The 18,254-nt window shown below is 64.8% G+C and carries 17 protein-coding genes and 1 pseudogene; 8 read left to right on the forward strand and 10 right to left on the reverse strand.

The features are described 5' to 3' along the window. The 6 genes from EN738_RS14335 to EN738_RS14360 form a co-directional block, all read left to right on the forward strand. A partial coding sequence (locus tag EN738_RS14335) for a DUF2339 domain-containing protein (protein ID WP_145966852.1) occupies positions 1-1,821 on the forward strand: 1,821 nt, incomplete at its 5' end. Between the two features lie 140 nt (positions 1,822-1,961). Continuing rightward, entirely contained in the window at positions 1,962-2,480 is a 519-nt protein-coding gene (locus tag EN738_RS14340; protein WP_127284254.1) for an RNA polymerase sigma factor, read from the forward strand. Continuing rightward, a complete protein-coding gene (locus EN738_RS14345; RefSeq protein WP_127284255.1) occupies positions 2,477-3,268 on the forward strand; it encodes an anti-sigma factor in 792 nt (263 codons plus the stop codon). Before EN738_RS14340 ends, EN738_RS14345 begins: the two co-directional genes overlap by 4 nt. A gap of 209 nt (positions 3,269-3,477) precedes the next feature. Next, positions 3,478-4,575: a peptidase C39 family protein gene (locus EN738_RS14350; RefSeq protein WP_127284256.1), complete on the forward strand. Its 1,098-nt coding sequence runs from the start codon at positions 3,478-3,480 to the stop codon at positions 4,573-4,575. Positions 4,576-4,580: 5 nt separating this feature from the next. Continuing rightward, positions 4,581-6,044 (forward strand): RimK family protein, encoded by a 1,464-nt coding sequence (locus tag EN738_RS14355; protein ID WP_127284257.1) that lies wholly within the window; start codon positions 4,581-4,583, stop codon positions 6,042-6,044. A 219-nt stretch (positions 6,045-6,263) separates the two neighbouring features. After that, the gene (locus EN738_RS14360; RefSeq protein ID WP_127284258.1) at positions 6,264-6,536 is read left to right on the forward strand and encodes a DUF3303 family protein; all 273 of its coding nucleotides are present in this window, start codon (positions 6,264-6,266) and stop codon (positions 6,534-6,536) included. Between the two features lie 14 nt (positions 6,537-6,550). On the opposite strand, the gene EN738_RS14365 is transcribed toward EN738_RS14360, so the two are convergent. Next, entirely contained in the window at positions 6,551-7,477 is a 927-nt protein-coding gene (locus EN738_RS14365; protein ID WP_127284259.1) for a LysR substrate-binding domain-containing protein, read from the reverse strand. Between the two features lie 110 nt (positions 7,478-7,587). Between EN738_RS14365 and EN738_RS14370 the strand changes: the two genes are divergently transcribed. Then, complete coding sequence (locus EN738_RS14370; protein WP_127284268.1) at positions 7,588-8,478, forward strand: fatty acid desaturase family protein; 891 nt, start codon at positions 7,588-7,590, stop codon at positions 8,476-8,478. 10 nt (positions 8,479-8,488) lie between these two features. Here EN738_RS14370 and EN738_RS14375 read toward each other — a convergent pair whose 3' ends face one another. From EN738_RS14375 to EN738_RS14400, 6 genes and pseudogenes are all read right to left on the reverse strand, one after another. Then, positions 8,489-10,627 (reverse strand): EAL domain-containing protein, encoded by a 2,139-nt coding sequence (locus tag EN738_RS14375; protein ID WP_127284260.1) that lies wholly within the window; start codon positions 10,625-10,627, stop codon positions 8,489-8,491. Between the two features lie 153 nt (positions 10,628-10,780). Further along, positions 10,781-11,230, reverse strand: a pseudogene (locus EN738_RS14380) (SAM-dependent methyltransferase); the annotation flags it as partial. Positions 11,231-11,321: 91 nt separating this feature from the next. Beyond that, positions 11,322-12,278 carry an AraC family transcriptional regulator gene (locus EN738_RS14385; RefSeq protein WP_245494519.1) on the reverse strand — a complete coding sequence of 319 codons (957 nt, stop codon included), beginning with the start codon at positions 12,276-12,278 and terminating at the stop codon, positions 11,322-11,324. A 64-nt stretch (positions 12,279-12,342) separates the two neighbouring features. Then, complete coding sequence (locus EN738_RS14390; protein ID WP_127284263.1) at positions 12,343-13,173, reverse strand: oxidoreductase; 831 nt, start codon at positions 13,171-13,173, stop codon at positions 12,343-12,345. Between the two features lie 125 nt (positions 13,174-13,298). After that, entirely contained in the window at positions 13,299-13,937 is a 639-nt protein-coding gene (locus EN738_RS14395; RefSeq protein ID WP_127284264.1) for an HD family hydrolase, read from the reverse strand. Next, positions 13,937-14,797 carry a folate-binding protein YgfZ gene (locus tag EN738_RS14400; protein WP_127284265.1) on the reverse strand — a complete coding sequence of 287 codons (861 nt, stop codon included), beginning with the start codon at positions 14,795-14,797 and terminating at the stop codon, positions 13,937-13,939. The genes EN738_RS14395 and EN738_RS14400 overlap by 1 nt, the downstream gene beginning before the upstream one ends. Positions 14,798-14,881: 84 nt before the next feature. Here EN738_RS14400 and EN738_RS14405 point away from each other — a divergent pair, with 84 nt between their 5' ends. Then, entirely contained in the window at positions 14,882-16,213 is a 1,332-nt protein-coding gene (locus tag EN738_RS14405) for a dihydroorotase (RefSeq protein WP_127284266.1), read from the forward strand. A gap of 22 nt (positions 16,214-16,235) precedes the next feature. On the opposite strand, the gene EN738_RS14410 is transcribed toward EN738_RS14405, so the two are convergent. From EN738_RS14410 to EN738_RS14420, 3 genes are all read right to left on the reverse strand, one after another. Next, positions 16,236-17,033, reverse strand: a complete 798-nt coding sequence (locus EN738_RS14410; RefSeq protein WP_189605844.1) for a hypothetical protein — start codon at positions 17,031-17,033, stop codon at positions 16,236-16,238. A 103-nt stretch (positions 17,034-17,136) separates the two neighbouring features. Then, on the reverse strand, positions 17,137-17,394 hold the full coding sequence (locus EN738_RS14415; RefSeq protein ID WP_126059159.1) for a hypothetical protein: 258 nt from the start codon (positions 17,392-17,394) through the stop codon (positions 17,137-17,139). A gap of 348 nt (positions 17,395-17,742) precedes the next feature. Beyond that, the gene (locus EN738_RS14420; protein WP_127284267.1) at positions 17,743-18,120 is read right to left on the reverse strand and encodes a TIGR02301 family protein; all 378 of its coding nucleotides are present in this window, start codon (positions 18,118-18,120) and stop codon (positions 17,743-17,745) included. Positions 18,121-18,254 lie beyond the last annotated feature (134 nt).

Consider the following 18,254-nt stretch of genomic DNA (forward strand, 5'->3'; position numbering starts at 1 on the left):
ATCCTCTACATGGCCAACACGCCCGCCGCGAACCTGTCGGCCATCCTGTTCATCGATGCCGCGACGTTGGCTGTGCTTGCCTTCGTCTGGCTGGGTGCCCGTGGCGCCGAAGCTGAATCCGCCGGCGGTTTCGACTGGCCGTCGATCGCGCCCGCCATCTTCGTCGGGCTTTCTGCGCTGGGGCTTTCGGTCGACCCGGCCTTCACCGTCGCCGGTGATGCCCTGGCGGGCGCCGCGCTGCTTGCCGCAATGCTGGCCGTGGCCCTCTATCGGCCGCGCGCGCTGCCGCTTCTCCATGCCGCCGGCCTGGTGACGGCGATGATCTATCTCGGCATCATCCCGCCGACCTCGATCGGTTCCGATATCGTCGGCGGCAGCCTCGGCGTCGATGGCCAGCCGGTGGTGGTGTCGGATCAGTTGACGCGCAACATCGGCGTCGGGCTCGGCCTGCTGTTCATCGCCGCCGGCTTCTGGGCCGCGCGCCAATGGGTGGCAACCGCCCGCATCCGGTCGGCTTCCTGGGTTGCCTGGGCCGTGATCGCGCCGTTGGTCGTGCTCACGGCTCTGTGGTTCACCTTCGGCAATCTCGACCGCGACTTCCTCTACGCTGCGGTCGCGGCTCTTCTGGTCGTGACTTTCGCCGCCGGCGGTGAATGGATCGCGCGCGCCGAGGAGCCGCCGCTGAAGGGAGATGGCGCCGTCTCCTTCGCGCTCGGCGGCGCGGCGATCGCCGCCCTGTTGATGCTGCATATGGCCTTCGGCTCCGGCTGGACCACCGTGCTTGTCGGCGCGGCGGCCGTCGTACCCGCGCTGGCGACCCGCTGGCGGTCCTATCCGGTGCTCGGCTGGATTTCGGTTGGCGCCGTCGTCGCCACGCTTGCCCGCGTCGCCTACGACCCGACCATCGTCGGCGCCGCATCGCTGTCGACGACGCCTGTCTTCAACTGGCTGCTGCCGGGCTACGGCGTGCCGGCGCTAGCCTTCGGCTTCGCCGCCTGGCAGCTCGCCCGCACGACAAACGGCCGGCCGCGCCTGGCGATGGAAGCGGGGGCGGCGCTCTTCGCGCTGCTCACGCTCGCCATATTGGTGCGCCACGCCATGCATGGCGGTGTGCTGGACACCGGCACGGTTACGCTCGCCGAACAGGCGATCTACACGCTGATCGCGCTTGGCGCCGGCGCCATCCTTGTCGCCATCGACAGGCGCTCGCCGAGTTCGGTGATGCGCTACGGCTCGATGGCCGTCGGCGTGCTCTCCGTCGCCTTCGTCGCCGTCCGGCATTTCGTGGTGCTGAACCCGCTGTTCACTGACGAATCGACCGGGACGATTCCGGTGTTCAACCTCCTCTTCCTCGCCTATCTCCTGCCGGCCGTCGCTGCCGGCGCGCTGGCGCTCTACGTCCGCGACAAGCGCCCCCGCTGGTACGCGGCGATGCTGGCGCTGGTCGCTTCGCTGCTCGCCTTCGCCTATGCGACGCTGTCGGTCAGGCGGCTGTTCAAGGGCGAGTTCATCGGACTGTGGAGCGGGCTCGGCCAAGTGGAGACCTACACCTATTCGGCGCTGTGGCTGGCCATCGGCGTCGCGCTGCTGACCGCCGGAGTGTGGCTGAAATCGCAGGTGCTGCGCGTCGCCTCGGCAGCGCTGATCGCGATCGCCGTGCTGAAGGTCTTCCTGTTCGACATGTCGGAGCTGGAAGGCGTGCTCAGGGCGCTGTCCTTTATCGGCCTCGGCGCCGTGCTGATCGGCATCGGCCTGTTCTACCAGCGGCTGCTGACAAGAGCAGCGAAGGAGAAGGCGGAACAAGCAGAAACAATCGGCTAGCCGGGAATAAACCGGCATCCGCCAGCGTTCATCCATTGCTTGGGTAACCGGAGCGGTGGGCCGCTTCGCGCTGGCTGCTTGCGCCGCGCCCCAAAGGCGCGTTCAATCTGGATGGAAAACGACCTCGAAAACCAGCGGTCATGGACGAAAAGAAGGCAGCGATCCTTGGCGAAATACCGCGTTTGCGCCGCTACGCGCGCTCGCTGCTGCGCGACCGCGATTCGGCCGACGACCTCGTCCAGGACTGCCTCGAACGGGCCCTGGTCAGGCTCGATAACTGGCAGACGGGAGAAAGCCCAAGGAGGTGGCTGTTTACGATCATGCATCATCTGTTCATCGACCAGATGCGCAAGGTGAACCGGCGCGGCAAGGCGGCGATGCTGCCGCTCGAGTCCGGCGAGGCGCAGGCAGCTCCGGCCGATCAGGTCGAGAGCATCGCCTCGCGCGAGATCATCGATGCCTTGCAGGCGATCAGCCCCGATCGCCGCGCGGCGCTGGTCATGGTGGCGATCGAAGGCTTTTCCTATGCCGAGGCGGCCAACATCCTTGGCGTGCCGGCCGGCACGCTGATGTCGCGCATCGCGCGCGGGCGCGAGGAACTGCGCGGCCTGCTGGATGATACGGCGCGCCGCCGGTCGATAAGGATCGTCGAGAAATGACCCGGCGCGATTTCTCCGAACGCGACATCCACATGGCCCTCGACGGCGAGCTGCCCGGCGAGGAGCGCATGGCCTATGAGGCCTGGCTAGAGGCCAATCCCGAAATGAAGGCAAGGAGCGCCCGCTTCGTCGCCGATCGGGCTGCCCTTCGCGCCGCCTTTGCCGGCGTGCTCGAAGAACCGGTGCCGGCACGGCTGAAGCAGGCCGTGTTCGGCGAGGCTCCAGGAAGGACGACAGCCCGGCGCTCGCGCTGGTGGCTTTCGGCCGCAGCCGCCGCCGTGCTGGTGATCGGCGGGCTTGCCGGTTATGTCGCCGGCATCGATGGCATCGGCAGGGGAGGCGAAAGCGAGGATCTGCTCGCCGAGCAGGCGATCGCGGCCCATGTCATCTATGCCGCCGAGAAGCGCCATGCGGTCGAGGTGCCGGCGAGCGACAAGGATCATTTGCAGACCTGGTTGTCCAACCGCGTCGGCCTGAAGCTGGTCGCGCCCGATCTGGTGGCCGAAGGCTTCCAGCTGGTCGGTGGCCGGTTGTTGCCCGCCGGCCAGGGCAAGGCGGCGATGCTGCTCTATGAGGACGCCAATGGGGAGCGCATCTCGCTGTTCGTGACCGCCGAATCGGCCGGCAAGTCCAAGGGCACCTATGCAGCGGAGGCCGACGGCCCCGAGGCTGTCTACTGGCTGGACAAGGGCTATGGCTGCGCCGTCGTCGGCTCGCTGCCGCGCGAGCGTCTGGCGGCCGTCGCCAAGAGCGCCTACGGTCAGCTTCTGGCCGGCCTCGCCAGTTGAAAACAGCGGGTTTTTCGACATTGGCGCTGCGCTGAAAACAGCGAGTCAGTGCAGAGCTCCTTCAGCATTGGACCACTATTCAACCTGTCACAATTCGGCCCTAATCGAGGAGCGATAGCGCTTGATGAATACTGGTGCTGGGGGCCGGTATCATCCATGCTTTAGACAAGGGTCATTCCCACAACCCAATCGAGGTTTCTGAAGCCCGCATGCCTGCCGAAATCCGCAAGGCCCGCGCGTCCGACGTCGATGACCTGGCCGCCATCGAGAAGGCTGTTTTTTCGAGCGATCGCATGTCGCGCCGCTCCTTTCGCCAGCTGATCGAGCGCGAGACCGCCGAGATGCTGGTTGCAGAAAGCGATGGCCGCGTTGCCGGCTATGCCGTGGTGCTGTTTCGCAAGGGCAGCGGCGTCGCCCGGCTCTATTCCATCGCCGTCGGTCCTTTCTTCGGCCAGCTCGGCATAGGCCGCCAGCTGCTGTCGGCGGCGGAGGAGGCGGCCTTCGAGCACGACCGGATGATGCTGCGCCTCGAAGTGCGCGAGGACAATCAGCGCGCCATCCGCGTCTATGAGCAGGCCGGCTATCGCAAGATCGGTCGCGAGCCGGACTACTACGAGGACGGCGCAACCGCGCTGCGCTACGAGAAGACCTTGCGCGGCGACGTGCCGATCGCCACCACCGTTCCCTTCTACCCGCAGACCTGCGAGTTCACCTGCGGCCCGTGCTGCCTGATGATGGCGATGGCCAATTTCGACCACGGCTTCGTGCCCGACCCGGTGATGGAAATCCGCCTCTGGCGCGAGGCCACCACCGTCTTCATGATGTCGGGGCCGGGCGGCTGCGAGCCGTTCGGCCTGGCGGTCGCCGGCTATGAAAGCGGGCTCGCGGCGGAGATCTTCGTCTCCTTCCATGGCGCGCTGTTCCTGCAGTCGGTGCGCAGCGAGGACAAGCGCCGGGTGATGGAGCTTGCCCAGGTCGACTTCCGCCGCCGCGCGGAACTTTACGGCATTCCGGTGAATTACCGTCCATTCGCCCTCGACGATGTTCGCAACGCCATCGCCGGGGGCAAGCTGGTGCTGGTGCTGATCAGCGGCTTCCTGATGTTCGGCAAGAAGGTTCCGCATTGGGTGCTGGCCATTGGCGACGACGGCGACCATATCCTGATCCACGATCCATGGGTCGAGGACGAGCGGCAGGAGACGATCCTTGATGCGGCCAACATTCCCGTGCCTTACGGCATCTTCATGAACATGGCGCAGTTCGGTCGCGACGGGCTGCGTGCAGCCATCATTCTGGGGAAGCGCTGACAACAATGACCTGGGTCATCCTTACAGGCAGGCAGAACGATCTCGACCAGGTGGCGACGCCGCACAAGGTCATCACCAACCGCGATTATCTCGCCCATCCGGCGCTGTTTCGCGGCCAGCGGCCGAAGGTCATCAACCTGTCGAACAATTACGGCTATCAGAGCCGCGGCTATTACGCCTCGCTACTTGCCGGCTCGCGCGGCCACAAGGTGATCCCGACCGTCGAGACGATGATCGACCTGTCGGAACGCAAGCTCTACGAGCACGCGCTGCCCGAACTGGAGCTCGCGCTCAACAAATGCCGCAAGGATCTCGGCGGCACCTTCCCGGCCAAGGTCGCCATCTTCTTCGGCATCGGTCCGTCGAAGGTATGGGACCGTTTCGCCAAGCTCCTGTTCGACTGGTTCCGCGCGCCGGCGCTGGAGGTCCACATCAAGGACAGCGCCGAATGGGCCTCGATCCGCAAGATCGGCTTCCTGCCGCTCGCCCGCATGACCGAGGAGGAGGAGAGGATCTTCCTGCAGTGCCTGGAGACCTACACCAACCGCGAATGGCGCGACACCAAGGGCCGCACGCCGGCGCGCTACACTTTCGCGACCCTGGTCGATCCGCATGAGGAATTGCCGCCGTCGGAGATTTCCTCGCTGCGCTACTGGGCGAGGATCGCCGAGAAGATGGGCGTCGAAATCGAGCCGATCACCAGGAAGGACCTGGCCAAGCTCGCCAACTACGACGCGCTGTTCATCCGCGAAACCACCTCGATCTCCAACCACACCTACCGCTTCGCCCGCCGCGCCCAGCAGGAAGGCATGCCCGTCATCGACGACCCGCTGTCGATGATCCGCTGCACCAACAAGGTCTATCTCAACGAGCTGATGACCTACAACAAGGTGCCGGTGCCGCCGACGGTGATGATCGCCGGCACGTCCGATCTCGAGGTGGCGGCGCAGACGCTGGGCTTCCCGCTGGTGCTGAAGATCCCGGATTCCTCGTTCTCGCGCGGCGTCAAGAAATGCGGGAACCTGGAGGAACTGACCCGGCTCGCGACCGAGTGGCTGGAGGATTCCGACCTTCTGATCGCGCAGAAATTCATCCCGACCGAATATGACTGGCGCGTCGGCGTGCTCGGCGGTCAGCCGCTGTTTGCCGTGCACTACCTGATGGCCAAGAAGCACTGGCAGATCGTCAACCACAAGGCCAATGGCAAGCCCGACCAGGGCGGCATCAAGACCTTCACGCTGAAGGAGACGCCGCATCATGTCGTCGAGACGGCGGTCAAGGCGGCGCGCTGCATCGGCGACGGCCTCTATGGCGTCGATCTCAAGGAGACCAAGGACGGCGTCTTCGTCATCGAGGTCAACGACAATCCCAATCTCGACCACGGCTGGGAGGATTCGGGCGAGAAGGACGAGGTCTGGGTGCGGCTGACGCAGTGGTTCCTGGACCGGCTGGAGCGGCCGGGGCGGTAGCGGCCGGGAACGGAATTGAGGAACCCGGGAATTGAGGAACTGGGGAACTGGGGAACTGGAGAACTGGGGAATTGAAGAACTGGAGAACTGGGGAAGTGAGGAAGTGAGGAACGGAGGAAGTCAGGACTGATGGCTGCGCTAGCCACTCAATTCTCCAATTCTCCAGTTCTCCAATTCTTCAGTTCTCCAGTTCCAAGCCGTTCAAACTGGGGGAAAAGCATGCTGTTTTTCGTCATCGAGGATTTCCGTGGCTGCGACCGCAAGGAGATCTACCGTCGCTTCCGCGACCAGGGTCGGCTGAAGCCGGAGGAGCTTGTCGTCCACCACAGCTGGATCGCGGCGGATATGAGCCGCTGCTTCCTTCTGGTCGAGGCCGACGACGTCACCATCCTGCAGCGTTGGGCGATCGAATGGAATGATCTGGTGGAGTTCGAGATCATTCCCGTGGCGACCAGCAAGGACATGACGGCGGCGTTGGCCAACCATCTCTGACCGGCGCCTTCCGGTCACGAGCTGTCGCGTGAACGTAGCGCCGGCGATTCGACCGAGCTCAGGCACTCCTTGATCAGCCAATCGCGGAATGCCGCCACAACGTCGCGCCGGGCGCTGCGCTCTGGGATCGTCAGGCAATAGGGCTGGCGCAGCACCGCCGTGCGGAGGACCGGCCGGACCAGCCGGCCGTCTTCGAGCGCCTGGGCGCAGTAGATTCCCTGGGCGAGCGCCACGCCTAGCCCTGAAATGGCGAGGTCGAGCGCTGCCCGTGACGAGTTTGCCGACAGGCCGCGCCGCGCCGATCGGCCTGGATCGATCCCCGCCGCCTCGAACCAGTTGCGCCATGAAGGGAACGACGCGCCGGTCGGTCCCCAGTCCGTATGGATCAGCGGCAGGCCGGCGAGGTCGTCACGCTTGATCGCGCCGCTCAGCGCCGGCGCGCAGACGGGATAGACGGCGTCCCGGACGATGTCCTCGGTCGGGTGCTCGCGGTAGTGCGGGCCGTAGGAAAGCCTGATGTCGATCAATTCGCGGTCGAACGGCACCGGGTCGTCGTCGCCCCTGAGCGAGATGTCGACGGCGCCGTGGCTGGCGACAAAGCCGGCGAGACGCTTGGAAAGCCAGCCCATCGCCATGGACGGCGGCACCGACACGACGAGCCGGGGGCGGAAGGCGCCGCCGCTGACCTCGCGCGAGACGCTGCCGATCTCCTGGAAGGCCATGGTCAACCTCGGCAGCATCTCCACGCCGGCTTCGGTGAGGACGACGCGCCGGTTGACGCGATGGAACAGCTTGCGGCCCATCTGCTCCTCGACGGTGCGGATGAGCTGGCTGACCGCGGCCGCCGAGATCGACAGCTCTTCCGCAGCCGCGACAAAGCTCCCGGCGCGCGCCGCCGCCTCGAAGGCTTGCAGTCCTTTCAGTGAGGGTAGCGTGGCCACGGGCGGTCCAAAGATAAGTTGAACTTATCTAGATTGCAGAAATCCTCATTTTTAGAAAGGTTTCTTTGTGGCTAATGTGCGTGGACAAACTCAAGCAGCCGGAACGAACCATGGACCATCGCGACGTCATCGCCTCGCTTACGAATGAGGAGCGCGGTCGCCTGACCGGCAAGTCTGATGGGCCGGGCCTCGTCCAGTCGGCTTTCCATTTCGGCGCCATTCTGCTGCTCGGAGGCCTGATCGCCGCCAGGGTGCCGCTCTGGCCGCTGCTGATGCTGCCGCAAGGCATATTGATCGTCTTCCTGTTCACGCTGCTGCATGAGACGGTGCATCGCACAGCCTTCGAGACGCAGTGGCTCAACGATGCCGTCGCGCGGCTGTGCAGCCTGGCGATCGCGCTGCCCGCGGACTGGTTCCGCTATTTCCACTTCGCCCATCACCGCTTCACCCAGGATCCGGACAACGATCCGGAACTCGCCTTTCCGAAGCCTGAAACCCTGCGGCAATATATCGTCCATGTCTCGGGGCTGCCGGTATGGTGGGGGCATTTCAAGACGCTCTACACCAATGCGATCGGCGGCTGCCGGGGCAGCTATGTGCCGCCGAAGGGGTTGCCGAAGGTGCGCGCCGAGGCGCGGGCGATGGTCGCCTTCTACGTCGTCGTGCTGATGCTCGCGCTATGGTTCAGGGCAACGGCGCTGCTTTATGTCTGGATCGTGCCGGCGCTGCTCGGCCAGCCGTTCCTGCGGCTCTATCTGCTTGCCGAGCACGGCCGCTGCCCCCTCGTTGCCAACATGCTCGAGAACACAAGGACGACGCTCACCAACTGGTTCGTCCGTAAGCTTGCCTGGAATATGCCCTTTCACGCCGAGCACCACGCCTATCCCGGCGTGCCGTTCCATCAATTGCCGGAGTTCCACCGGCTGGTCGAGCGCCATCTCAAGGTGGTCGAGCCCGGCTATGTCAGCTTCCACGAGAAATACATCGAGGCGTTGCGTTGAGTGCTTTCGCTTATCCGGACTGACGCAACGCCATGCCTGATCGCAGCAGCCGGTTGATCTGCGCCGCCTTCGCCGGCACGCCGATCAGATAGCCCTGCGCCTCGATGCAGCCGGCCTTGCGCAGCATGTCGAGCTGCGCTTCGGTTTCGACGCCCTCGGCGGTGACGGTGATGCCGAGCTGGGCGCCGAGCCCGATCACGGTGCGCACGATCGCCGCCGAGTCGCGGTTATCGATGTCGCGGATGAAGGAGCGGTCGATCTTGATCTTGTCGACGGGGAAGCGCCGGAGATAGCCGAGCGAGGAATAGCCGGTGCCGAAATCGTCGAGTGCGATGCGGATGCCGAGATCGCGTAACTGGCTGAGCGTCTTCAACACCGTGTCGCTCTCGTCCATCAGCACCGTTTCGGTGATTTCGAGTTCCAGCCGGTGGGCGGGAACGCCGGAAAAGGCCAGTGCCGAGATCACGCTGCGGGCGAAGCTGCCGCTCTTGATCTGCACGGCCGAGACATTGACCGCGATGCGCATCGCATGCGGCCAGCCCGCCGCCGCCGTGCAGGCCTTCCTGAGCGCCCAGTCGCCCAATTGCACGATCAGCCCGGTTTCCTCGGCGGCCGGAATGAAATTGTCGGGCGACACGAGGCCGCGCGTGGGCGAATGCCAGCGCATCAAGGCTTCCGCACCGACGATGTCGCCGGCCGCGATGTTCATGATCGACTGGAATTCCAGCTCGAATTCGTTTCGCGGCAGCGCGGCTTCGAGGTCGGTTTCGAGCGCCTGGCGCGCCCGCACCATGGCGTCCATGCCGGGCTCGAAGAAACGATAGACGTTGCGGCCCTCGCTCTTGCCCCGGTAAAGCGCCATATCGGCGTTCTTCAGCAGCGTGTCGGCATCCATGCCGTCATCGGGATAGAGCGCGATGCCGCAGCTGATGCCGACATGCATCTCGCGGCTCTTGTCGCGATAGGGCTTGCCGATCACCTCGACGATGCGCCGCGCCAGCTTTTCGGCATCGGCCACGCCGTTGACGCCGAACTGGATGATGGCGAATTCGTCGCCGCCGAAGCGGGCGACGACATCCGTCTCGTTGCGCAGGCAGCGCTGCAGCCGCTCTGCCACGCATTTCAGCAGCCAGTCGCCGGCCGGGTGCCCGAACGTGTCGTTGACGGCCTTGAAGCGGTCGAGGTCGAGCGAGAAGATCGCCAGCGGCGCGACTGACGCTTCGCCCAGGGCCTGGTCGAGCCGCTCGCGAAACATCGAGCGGTTGGGCAGGCTGGTCAGCGTGTCGTGATGCGCCAGATGGGTCATGCGCTCTTCGACGAGCTGGCGCTCGGTGACGTCGTCGAAGGTCGCCACCCAGCCGCCGCTCATCGGCCGTCTTGTCACCAGAAGCGTCCTGCCATCGGCAAGGTGGCGGTATGTCGAGTGAATCTTCGCCGCCTTGCGGCAGGCTTCGGTCTTGGCGACTTCGCTGTCGACGTCGATCTTCGTGTAGATGCCGAGTTCCACCAGCCGTTCGAGCGCGTCGCGATGCGTCGTTCCCAGCGGGAAGTCGGCCGCGGTGACATTGTAGAGTTCCAGGAAACGCTCGTTGCGGACGATCATCTTGCCGTCGGCGTCATACATCAACAGGCCTTGCGACATGTTGGCCAGCGCGGCGTCGAAGCGGCGATGCTGCTCTTTCAGCTCCAGCTCGGCGCGCCGCTGCACGGTGATGTCCTCGTAGATCGACACCCAGCCGCCCAAAGCCAGCGGCCGATGCGAGATGTCGATGATGCGGCCATCCGCCAGCGTTTCCTCATAGGTCGAGGGCTTCGCCCCGTCGATATAGGGCTTGCGGATGGCGTAGAGATCCGCCGCGCTGTGCGAGGCTACGCCGATGTCGACGCTGTGCTGGAGGATGTCGAAGAAGCGGATGCCGGGCCGCACGATCGCGGGATCCAGGCAGAAGATGTCGAGGTAGTGGCGGTTGCAGATGATCATGCGCTCGTCGGCGTCGAACATGCACAGCCCATGCGACATGTTCTCGACGGCGGCCGAGAAGCGTTCGTTCTGCTCGCGCAATTCGTCTTCGATACGCTTTGTCGGGCCGATGTTTGCCGCTCTGCGCCTGCGCGCGGGCGAACCAGCCTTGACCTGAGCGACGGGCATACTCGCGCCTGCGGACCGTGAACTGAGCGAGTACTGTGGTAGTCTCCGGTTAATTTAGCGTTTGTTCAGCTAGCCGAATGCGGCGTAACCGTTGCCTGACGCTTTGCTTCGAGCGCCCCGAAGCGCTTGTCCAGGGAAGCTGTTTCAGCCCGATTATGGGCTGATCGTTGCAACGGTCCTGTCCCTTGGCGCCCTCGCCGGGTGGCGCGCAATCCGGTACACCGCCGCTGGCGGAACGTTCAGCATCGTGCGTCCAATGTGCGTTGCGCTGAGGCCCAGTCCCTCAAGGATCGGCTGCGCGACCGGGCATCGCGGACCATAGGTGAACTGGTAGAACGCCCCGCCGGGCTTCAGGTGAGCAAACGCCCCGTCGAGGATTGCTATCACCTTGTGGTCGGGCATGCTCAGCAGCGGCAAGCCACTGATGACCGCCCCGACGGATGCGTCATTGCGGAATTCGATATCCCCCAGGCGGGCGGCGTCCATACGAAGCACGCGCGCCCGCGGAAAACGGGTTTCCAAATGCCGCGCGAAGTTCGCGCCGTATTCGACCAGGGTTAGGTCTTCCGGCCGCACGCCTCGCTCAAGCAGTTTTGCCGTGAAGACGCTGACGGGGGCGACACCTTCGGTCTTCTCGACCGGTTGCGGCTGGAAAACTCCAGTCAGTGCATGAGGCTGTCGGAAGCCGCCCGTTTCAGGCCGTCAAAGTTGAGTCCCGCCAGCGGTTGGGGGTCGTGCCCTCCCATTCCCGGAAAGCGCGATAGAACGAACTCGCATCCTGGTAGCCGAGCAGGCAGGCGACCTCGTCAATGTCGGCCGTTGGATCCGATAGCAATTGCCTGCCGAGTTCCTGTCGCGCGTCGACCAGAAGCTCGCGGAAGCTCGTTCCCTGCTCGGTGATACGCCGCTGCAGCGTGCGTTCGCTCATGCCAAGCTCGCGCGCAATGTCGGAAAGCTCCGGCCTTCCGCTCGCCAGGCTTCTCTTGAGAACGCTCTTCACCTGCTCACAGATCGAGCTTTGCGCGCTGAGTTCGCCGAGCGCGGCAGAAAGCGCGGGCGTGAGGATCTCTAGAAGCTCGGGGTTGTGGCCTGGAAAAGGGCGATCGAGGTCGGTGGACCGCAAAACCAGCAGGTCACGCGGGGCGCCGTAACGCACCGGACACCCGAAATAGGTCCGGTGCGCATCGCTTTTCGGATCGGGACGCCTGAATTCGACACGGCTGGGGGTAAGATGCTGTCCCGTTCCACGCCGGCCGAGTTCGACGACAAAGGCAAAGGCGACATCCGTGGCAACGGCAGGTGTCGGCTCCTTGGCGTAGAGCCATTCGGAGCTTATCGTGCATTCGCCTTTCTCGTCGGCAACATGCAACTGCTCGGGCGAACAGAGGCGCTTGAAGCGCGCGATCCGGGCGATTCCGTCGCGGTAGTTGCGCGCGTGGAAGGCGGCAAGCGTGGATGGCGGATGGATCGCCGTATCGGCGGCTTCGACCAGCCTGATGCCGAGGGCGGGTTCGGGACAGAGGTCTTCGAGAGCCCTCCACAGCTCGAAGTATTGAGCGGTCGTGACAAAGGCGTGTTCGTTGAGGTGAAGGGTGGCGGGAAGCCGGGCCTGCCGCAACAAGGCGGAAGCTGGCAGGCCGAGACGTTCCACGGCGTGCCAGAATGCGCGTGGAGCCTTGCATTTGTCGGCCGGTATTCCGCTCACGCTCTTTCCCTCACCGCATCTGGCTTAGGATGAGGCGGTCGAACATGCGATCGCCCAACCACTTCCTGACACCGATCATCATTCTCGCATACTTGCCGGCGGCGTATCGGGTCCGCGGTCTGGTCGACCTGACGGCCGTCGAGACCACATCGGCGATGACGCTTGGGTCGCTGCCGCGGCCATGGCCGTAGCTCGCTTTCGTCGTCTTCGCCACCATTTGGGCCACCTTCGCATAGGCGCTGGTACCGGATCGCTTCAGAAGTCCGTCCGCCACGACATCGCCAAATCCGGTTTCGATCAGGCCAGGCTCGACAACCACAACCTTGATGCCGAAGGGTGCGAGTTCGAGCCGAAGGCTATCCGACCAGCCCTCCAGCGCATGCTTGGTCGCATGATACCAGGCGCCGAGCAGGGTATAGATCTTGCCGCCCATCGAAGTGATGTTGACGATCGTGCCGGCCTTCTTCCTGCGCATGGCCGGCAGCAGGAGTTGCGTCAGGCGGGCCGGGCCAAACACGTTGACCTCGAACTGATAGCGCGCTTCGTCGATGCCGATATCCTCGACCGGCCCGTAGAGACCGAACCCCGCATTGTTCACGAGCACGTCGACACCGTCGACCTCGGCGAGGATGCTGGCGACAGCCGCGTCGATCTCCGCGCCTTTCGAAATGTCCATGCGCAACGGGCGTGCCCCGAGCGCCGCGAGGTCCTCCATCCTGTCGATCTGGCGCGCGGCCACATAGACCTGAAAGCCGTCCTGAATCAGGCGCTTGGCGATTTCCTTGCCCATGCCGGAGGATGCGCCGGTCACGAGCGCTGTCCTTTTCTGTCTGTCAAACATGATTGCCTCTCATCTTGCTTGAGCCCAATCTAGGGTCGAGCAGAGGTGCCATTCACTGACAGAGCGCGCCATCACAGTAGCAGATTGCGCCAAACTTGCCGCGCCTCTCGCGCGGCAGCATTCTTTCACGTAGTGGAATTCGCAGCGACGAAAGAAAGACGCTTCGCCTCGAGCGCCGCGAAGCGCTTCAGGAAGGCTGCCTGCGCCCAGGTCACCGAGCGCGGGGTGAAGTCGAAGCGCTCGGCGGAAAAACCGCGCGGACGGCCGAAATATTCGGTCGCTTCGGCTGCGGAGAAGCCTGCAAGCAGCGTCGCCTCGTAGTAGGCGGCGATCTGGTCGGCGCGCTTGATCTCCTTGCGCAAGGCGGCACCGAGCTCCGCCGGCAGCGAGAAGCGCTGGTGGATGGCGCGCTGCAGGCGCAATTCGCAATCCTTGTAGGAGCCGCCCATCACCGACTTGAACGGCGAGATCATGTCGCCGATGACATATTCTGGCGCGTCGTGCAGCAGCGCCGCCAGTCGAGCGTCGGCCGAGGCCGCCGGCGCCAGTTCGCAAAACAGCGCCTCCACCAGCAGCGAATGCTGCGCGACCGAAAAGGCGTGCTCGCCGCTGGTCTGGCCGTTCCAGCGGGCGACACGCGCAAGGCCATGCGCGATGTCGGCGATCTCGATGTCGAGGGGCGAGGGGTCGAGCAGGTCGAGCCGCCGGCCTGACAGCATGCGCTGCCAGGCGCGCGGCGGCGCGCCGGCGCGGTCGGCCGCCATCAGGCCTCCTCCGCGCCGGCGGCTTCCTGTGGAAAGCCGAATTTCGCCCAGGTCGGGATGGTGAGCGCGACGGAAACATCGCCGGCCGTGATCGGCTGACCGGCGTCGAGCGCAGCCTTGACGCGGTCGATGCGGGCAATGGCAAGGCCTGCCGCGCCGGCGGTCGAGCCGAGCGTGCCGACCGGCCTTCCGGCGACCATCAGTTCGGTGCCTGGGCCGGGCAGGGCGCCCTCGGCGCCAACGATCAGCACGCGGCGCCTGGCCGTGCCGCGGTGCTGCATGCGCGACACCACTTCCTGGCCGACATAGCAGCCTTTCCTGAAGCCGACGCCGCCGGTCTCGTCGAGCAGCACGTCATGCGGGAAGGCATCGCCGAGCGGGTAGTCGGTCCCGCTTTCGGCAATGCCATGGGCGATGCGCAGCGCCTGCCACGCCGCGACGTCGCCACTCTGCGTCGCGGCGCCATAGCTGCGCTTGACCGCGACGTCGCGGAAGCGGGTATCGGCGAACGTCGTTGAATCGGAATCTGAGGCGGTTGAATCACCGCCCCACGCGACGGTGACAAGCGCCTGATCCTGCTTGGCAATCTCGGCCTTGGCTCTTAGCCGATACAGCATCAGCCGGCGCACGAAATCGTCGGCTACGTCAGTCCGGCATTCCAGGCAAAAGCCATTCTCGCCAGCGCGCGAGATCAGGAAGTCGAACAGGATCTTGCCTTGCGGGGTCAACAGCGCGCCGGGCTTTGCTTCGCCTGGGCTGAGCGCGTCGAGGTCGGTGGTGAGGATGTTCTGCAGGAAATGCTCGGCTTCCGGGCCTGACACGGAAATGAGGGCGCGGTCTTTCAGCAGGGCAAAGGGCATGGATTGAAAAAGAACCTGATCTTGCAAAACGGTCAGCCTTTACGTAAGCCCCTGACACTCCCCCCGCAAGAGACCGAAACGCCCATGGCCACGACCTACGACCTCATCCTGACAGGCGGCACGGTGGTCAACCATGACGGCGAGGGTTTTCGCGACGTCGGCGTGAAAGCCGGGCGCATCGCCGCGATAGGCGATCTTGGCCAGGCCTCAGCCGGTGAGACGATCGACTGCAAGGGCCTGCATATCCTGCCCGGCGTCGTCGACAGCCAGGTGCATTTCCGCGAGCCGGGGCTGGAGCACAAGGAGGATCTGGAGACCGGTTCGCGCGCCGCCGTGCTGGGCGGCGTCACCGCCGTCTTCGAGATGCCAAACACCAACCCGCTGACCACCAGCGAGGCCGCCCTTGCCGACAAGGTGCGGCGCGCCACGGGCCGCATGCATTGCGATTTCGCTTTCTGGGTCGGCGGCACCCGCGACAATGCCGGCGATGTCGCCGAACTCGAACGGCTGCCGGCTGCTGCCGGGATAAAAGTCTTTATGGGCTCGTCCACCGGCGATCTGCTGGTCGAGGACGACGAGGGCGTCGCCTCCATCTTGAGAAACACACGTCGCCGCGCCGCCTTCCATTCCGAGGACGAGTTCCGGCTGCGCGAGCGGCTGGGCGAAAGGATCGAGGGTGACCCTTCCTCGCATCCTGTCTGGCGCGACGAGATCGCCGCATTGCGCTGCACCGAACGGCTGGTGCGCATTGCCAGGCAGACGCGCGCGCGCATCCACGTCCTGCATATCTCGACCGCGGAAGAAATCGTCTTCCTCGAACAGCACAAGGATGTCGCGACCTGCGAGGCGACGCCGCACCATCTGACGCTCGCCGCCGACGACTACGCACGGCTGGGCACGCTGATCCAGATGAACCCGCCGGTGCGCGCCGCGCGCCACCGCGACGGCGTCTGGCACGGCATCTCGCAAGGCATCGTCGACGTGCTGGGCTCGGACCACGCGCCGCACACGCTGGCCGAGAAGGCAAAGCCCTATCCGGCCTCGCCATCCGGCATGACCGGCGTGCAGACGCTGGTGCCGATCATGCTCGACCACGTCAATGCCGGAAGGTTGACGCTGCAGCGCTTCGTCGACCTCGCCAGCCACGGTCCGCAGCGCATTTTCGGGATGGCGCGCAAGGGCCGCATCGCTGCCGGCTACGACGCCGACTTCACGGTCGTCGACCTGAAGCGCCGCCAGACCATCACCAACGCGCAGGCCGGCTCGAAGGCCGGCTGGACGCCCTATAACGGCAAACAGGTCACCGGCTGGCCGGTCGGCACCATCGTGCGCGGTAGACGCGTTATGTGGGAAGGCGAGATCGTTACGCCTGGACAGGGCAGGGCGGTGGAGTTCTCCGAGGCGCTGCCGGGATAGGCGCCTGCATCCCGTAAGCCGCTCAATCGCCGGCGACGAAGAACATCCACTGGCCCGCCGGCGTGATGCCGACGCGGTAGAAGATGTAGGCGCCGAACTGCTTCATGTCGTTGTAGTCGCCGGCGGTGACGATCTTGAACAGCTCGACCCGCTGCTTGGCGTCGAGCTTGTCGAGCGGCAGCGCGAAGAAATACGGCCAGACATAGAGTTCCTGCGGCGTGCCGGCATCGACATGGACGTAGCCGGCGCTCAGCACCTCTTCCATGATGGCGAGGATCTCCTGACCCTCCGAGTCGCCGGCAAGCCCCTTGAGGAAGGTGATCGGATCGCCCTCGATGTCGCCCAGCGACAGCTGTGTCATCGAATCGCCCTTGCCGATCAGCGGCCTGAGCTTCTCGATGTCGCCGCTCCGGCAGGCCTCGACGATCAGATCATGCATGCGCCTGACCGGTTCCGGCAGCTTGGCGAGGTCGTAGACGACTTCCGGCGGCGGTGCGTCCGGGTCGGAGTTCGGGCTGGCGGTACCGCCGTCGTTCGCAGGCCCTTCCGGCTGGCTCTCCTCGGGCGCGTTGCCCGGCTGGCTGGTGGCGGGCGGGGTCGTGCCGAGCGGATCGGGCATCGGCACGGCGCTGCCGGGCGGCGCCATGTCGTCATCGGCCGATGGTGTCGCCGGCGAGGGCAGGTCCTCGCGTTTGATCTCGCTCAGGGCATGGGCAGGGCTGATCGTGAGGCTGAGCGCCAGCGGAATCGCGGCGCAGAAGGCGGCAAGCCAGAGGCTGAAAACCAGGCCGCGGGGCTGGCCTGAGGTCGAAAAATTCACCGCCTGCCTCTCCATGTGCCCAAGCCCGCCGGGCTGCTCGGGCCGGTTGGGTGCCTTTGATGCAATGATGCCCAAACGGCGCGCCGCCGTCAAAGAACCGGGCTCAGTGCTTCAGCCGCTCCGGTTCGAAGGCGCCGGCGATCACCTTTTCACGCATGCGGTCGAGCAGGGCAAGAGCCGAGGTTTCGCCATTGGCGCGCAGCATCTCGCCAAACGCGGTTTCAAGCGCTGCCTCGGCGATGATTTCCGGCTCGATGCCGGCCGACAACCCTTCCGCCCACGCCTCGCTGTGGCTCTCCACGGCCGTCAGGCGCTTCTCCTCCCTGACCAACGCGTCGATGTCGTTGACGGCATGTTCCATTGCGATGTCCACCCTGTTCAAGCGGCGATCCGTTGTGCGGATCGGGCCTGGGCTGTCCCTTTCACACGCAGGCTTGAGTAACCGTTTGTAAATACGACATTTTTGGGGTCGTACCCGCCAAAATTCGTCGCGTTGCAAAAGCCTGCGTTCGATAGTTTCCAAACTTAGCCGATTAGGCCGGCGAGCGGCACCAAAACCTTCAGTTTGAGTTAATTTCACATCCGCGCCGTAACGTTTCGTTAACGCTGTTGCAGAAGTGCAACATAAGGATTGCACCAAGATGGCGGCATAGACAAGCGCTGGTTCTGAAAACCTGTGGGTGGCGAGGGGGCGGGAGGCCGGACGCCGTCAGTTGCCGTAGCGCGAGGCGATGTCGCGCGACAGCGTCTCGCCTTCCTTCATGTAGCGGCTGATGGCTTCCGTCGCCGAGGCCGTGCATTGCGTGTAGGTGCCGCCGAAGGAACGGTAGCCGCGGTTGAACGAAGCGATGAAGCGGGCGCGCCGCTCAGGGTCGGGGTTTTCCGATGCCAGCAGCTTTTCCATTTCGACCCGCCACTGGTCGCCCTTCTCGCCGCAGAGATTGCGCAGGAAATGAAGCGATCCCAGCACTTCCGCCAGCCGCATCAGCCCAGGCTCGAACGGCGCCTCGGCGGCGAGCGCCGGCCAAGCCGTCAGCGTCATGCAGGCGGCAAGCCATGCGGCAAGGAAGGGTGAGGCGCGGGTCATCAGGTCCTTGTCGTGACGAGGATAAGGCTTTGTGGCGAAACATCTTGTCGCCTGCAAGGCGATTTTCGCGACCCTACGGTCCTGTATTTCCCCGAGCCCCCAGCAATTCCTCCGCCACCTCGAAAACGTCTCCC

Origin of the sequence: Mesorhizobium sp. M4B.F.Ca.ET.017.02.2.1 (assembly GCF_003998955.1) — a bacterium.
In the GTDB taxonomy this organism is placed as follows: Bacteria; Pseudomonadota; Alphaproteobacteria; order Rhizobiales; family Rhizobiaceae; genus Mesorhizobium; species Mesorhizobium abyssinicae.

Coding starts and splice junctions, on each gene's coding strand:
- EN738_RS14340 (WP_127284254.1), top strand. CDS start 1,962: ATGGACGAAAAGAAGGCAGCGATCCTTGGCGAAATACCGCGTTTGCGC.
- EN738_RS14345 (WP_127284255.1), top strand. CDS start 2,477: ATGACCCGGCGCGATTTCTCCGAACGCGACATCCACATGGCCCTCGAC.
- EN738_RS14350 (WP_127284256.1), top strand. CDS start 3,478: ATGCCTGCCGAAATCCGCAAGGCCCGCGCGTCCGACGTCGATGACCTG.
- EN738_RS14355 (WP_127284257.1), top strand. CDS start 4,581: ATGACCTGGGTCATCCTTACAGGCAGGCAGAACGATCTCGACCAGGTG.
- EN738_RS14360 (WP_127284258.1), top strand. CDS start 6,264: ATGCTGTTTTTCGTCATCGAGGATTTCCGTGGCTGCGACCGCAAGGAG.
- EN738_RS14370 (WP_127284268.1), top strand. CDS start 7,588: ATGGACCATCGCGACGTCATCGCCTCGCTTACGAATGAGGAGCGCGGT.
- EN738_RS14375 (WP_127284260.1), bottom strand. CDS start 10,627: ATGCCCGTCGCTCAGGTCAAGGCTGGTTCGCCCGCGCGCAGGCGCAGA.
- EN738_RS14390 (WP_127284263.1), bottom strand. CDS start 13,173: ATGTTTGACAGACAGAAAAGGACAGCGCTCGTGACCGGCGCATCCTCC.
- EN738_RS14395 (WP_127284264.1), bottom strand. CDS start 13,937: ATGGCGGCCGACCGCGCCGGCGCGCCGCCGCGCGCCTGGCAGCGCATG.
- EN738_RS14400 (WP_127284265.1), bottom strand. CDS start 14,797: ATGCCCTTTGCCCTGCTGAAAGACCGCGCCCTCATTTCCGTGTCAGGC.
- EN738_RS14405 (WP_127284266.1), top strand. CDS start 14,882: ATGGCCACGACCTACGACCTCATCCTGACAGGCGGCACGGTGGTCAAC.
- EN738_RS14415 (WP_126059159.1), bottom strand. CDS start 17,394: ATGGAACATGCCGTCAACGACATCGACGCGTTGGTCAGGGAGGAGAAG.
- EN738_RS14420 (WP_127284267.1), bottom strand. CDS start 18,120: ATGACCCGCGCCTCACCCTTCCTTGCCGCATGGCTTGCCGCCTGCATG.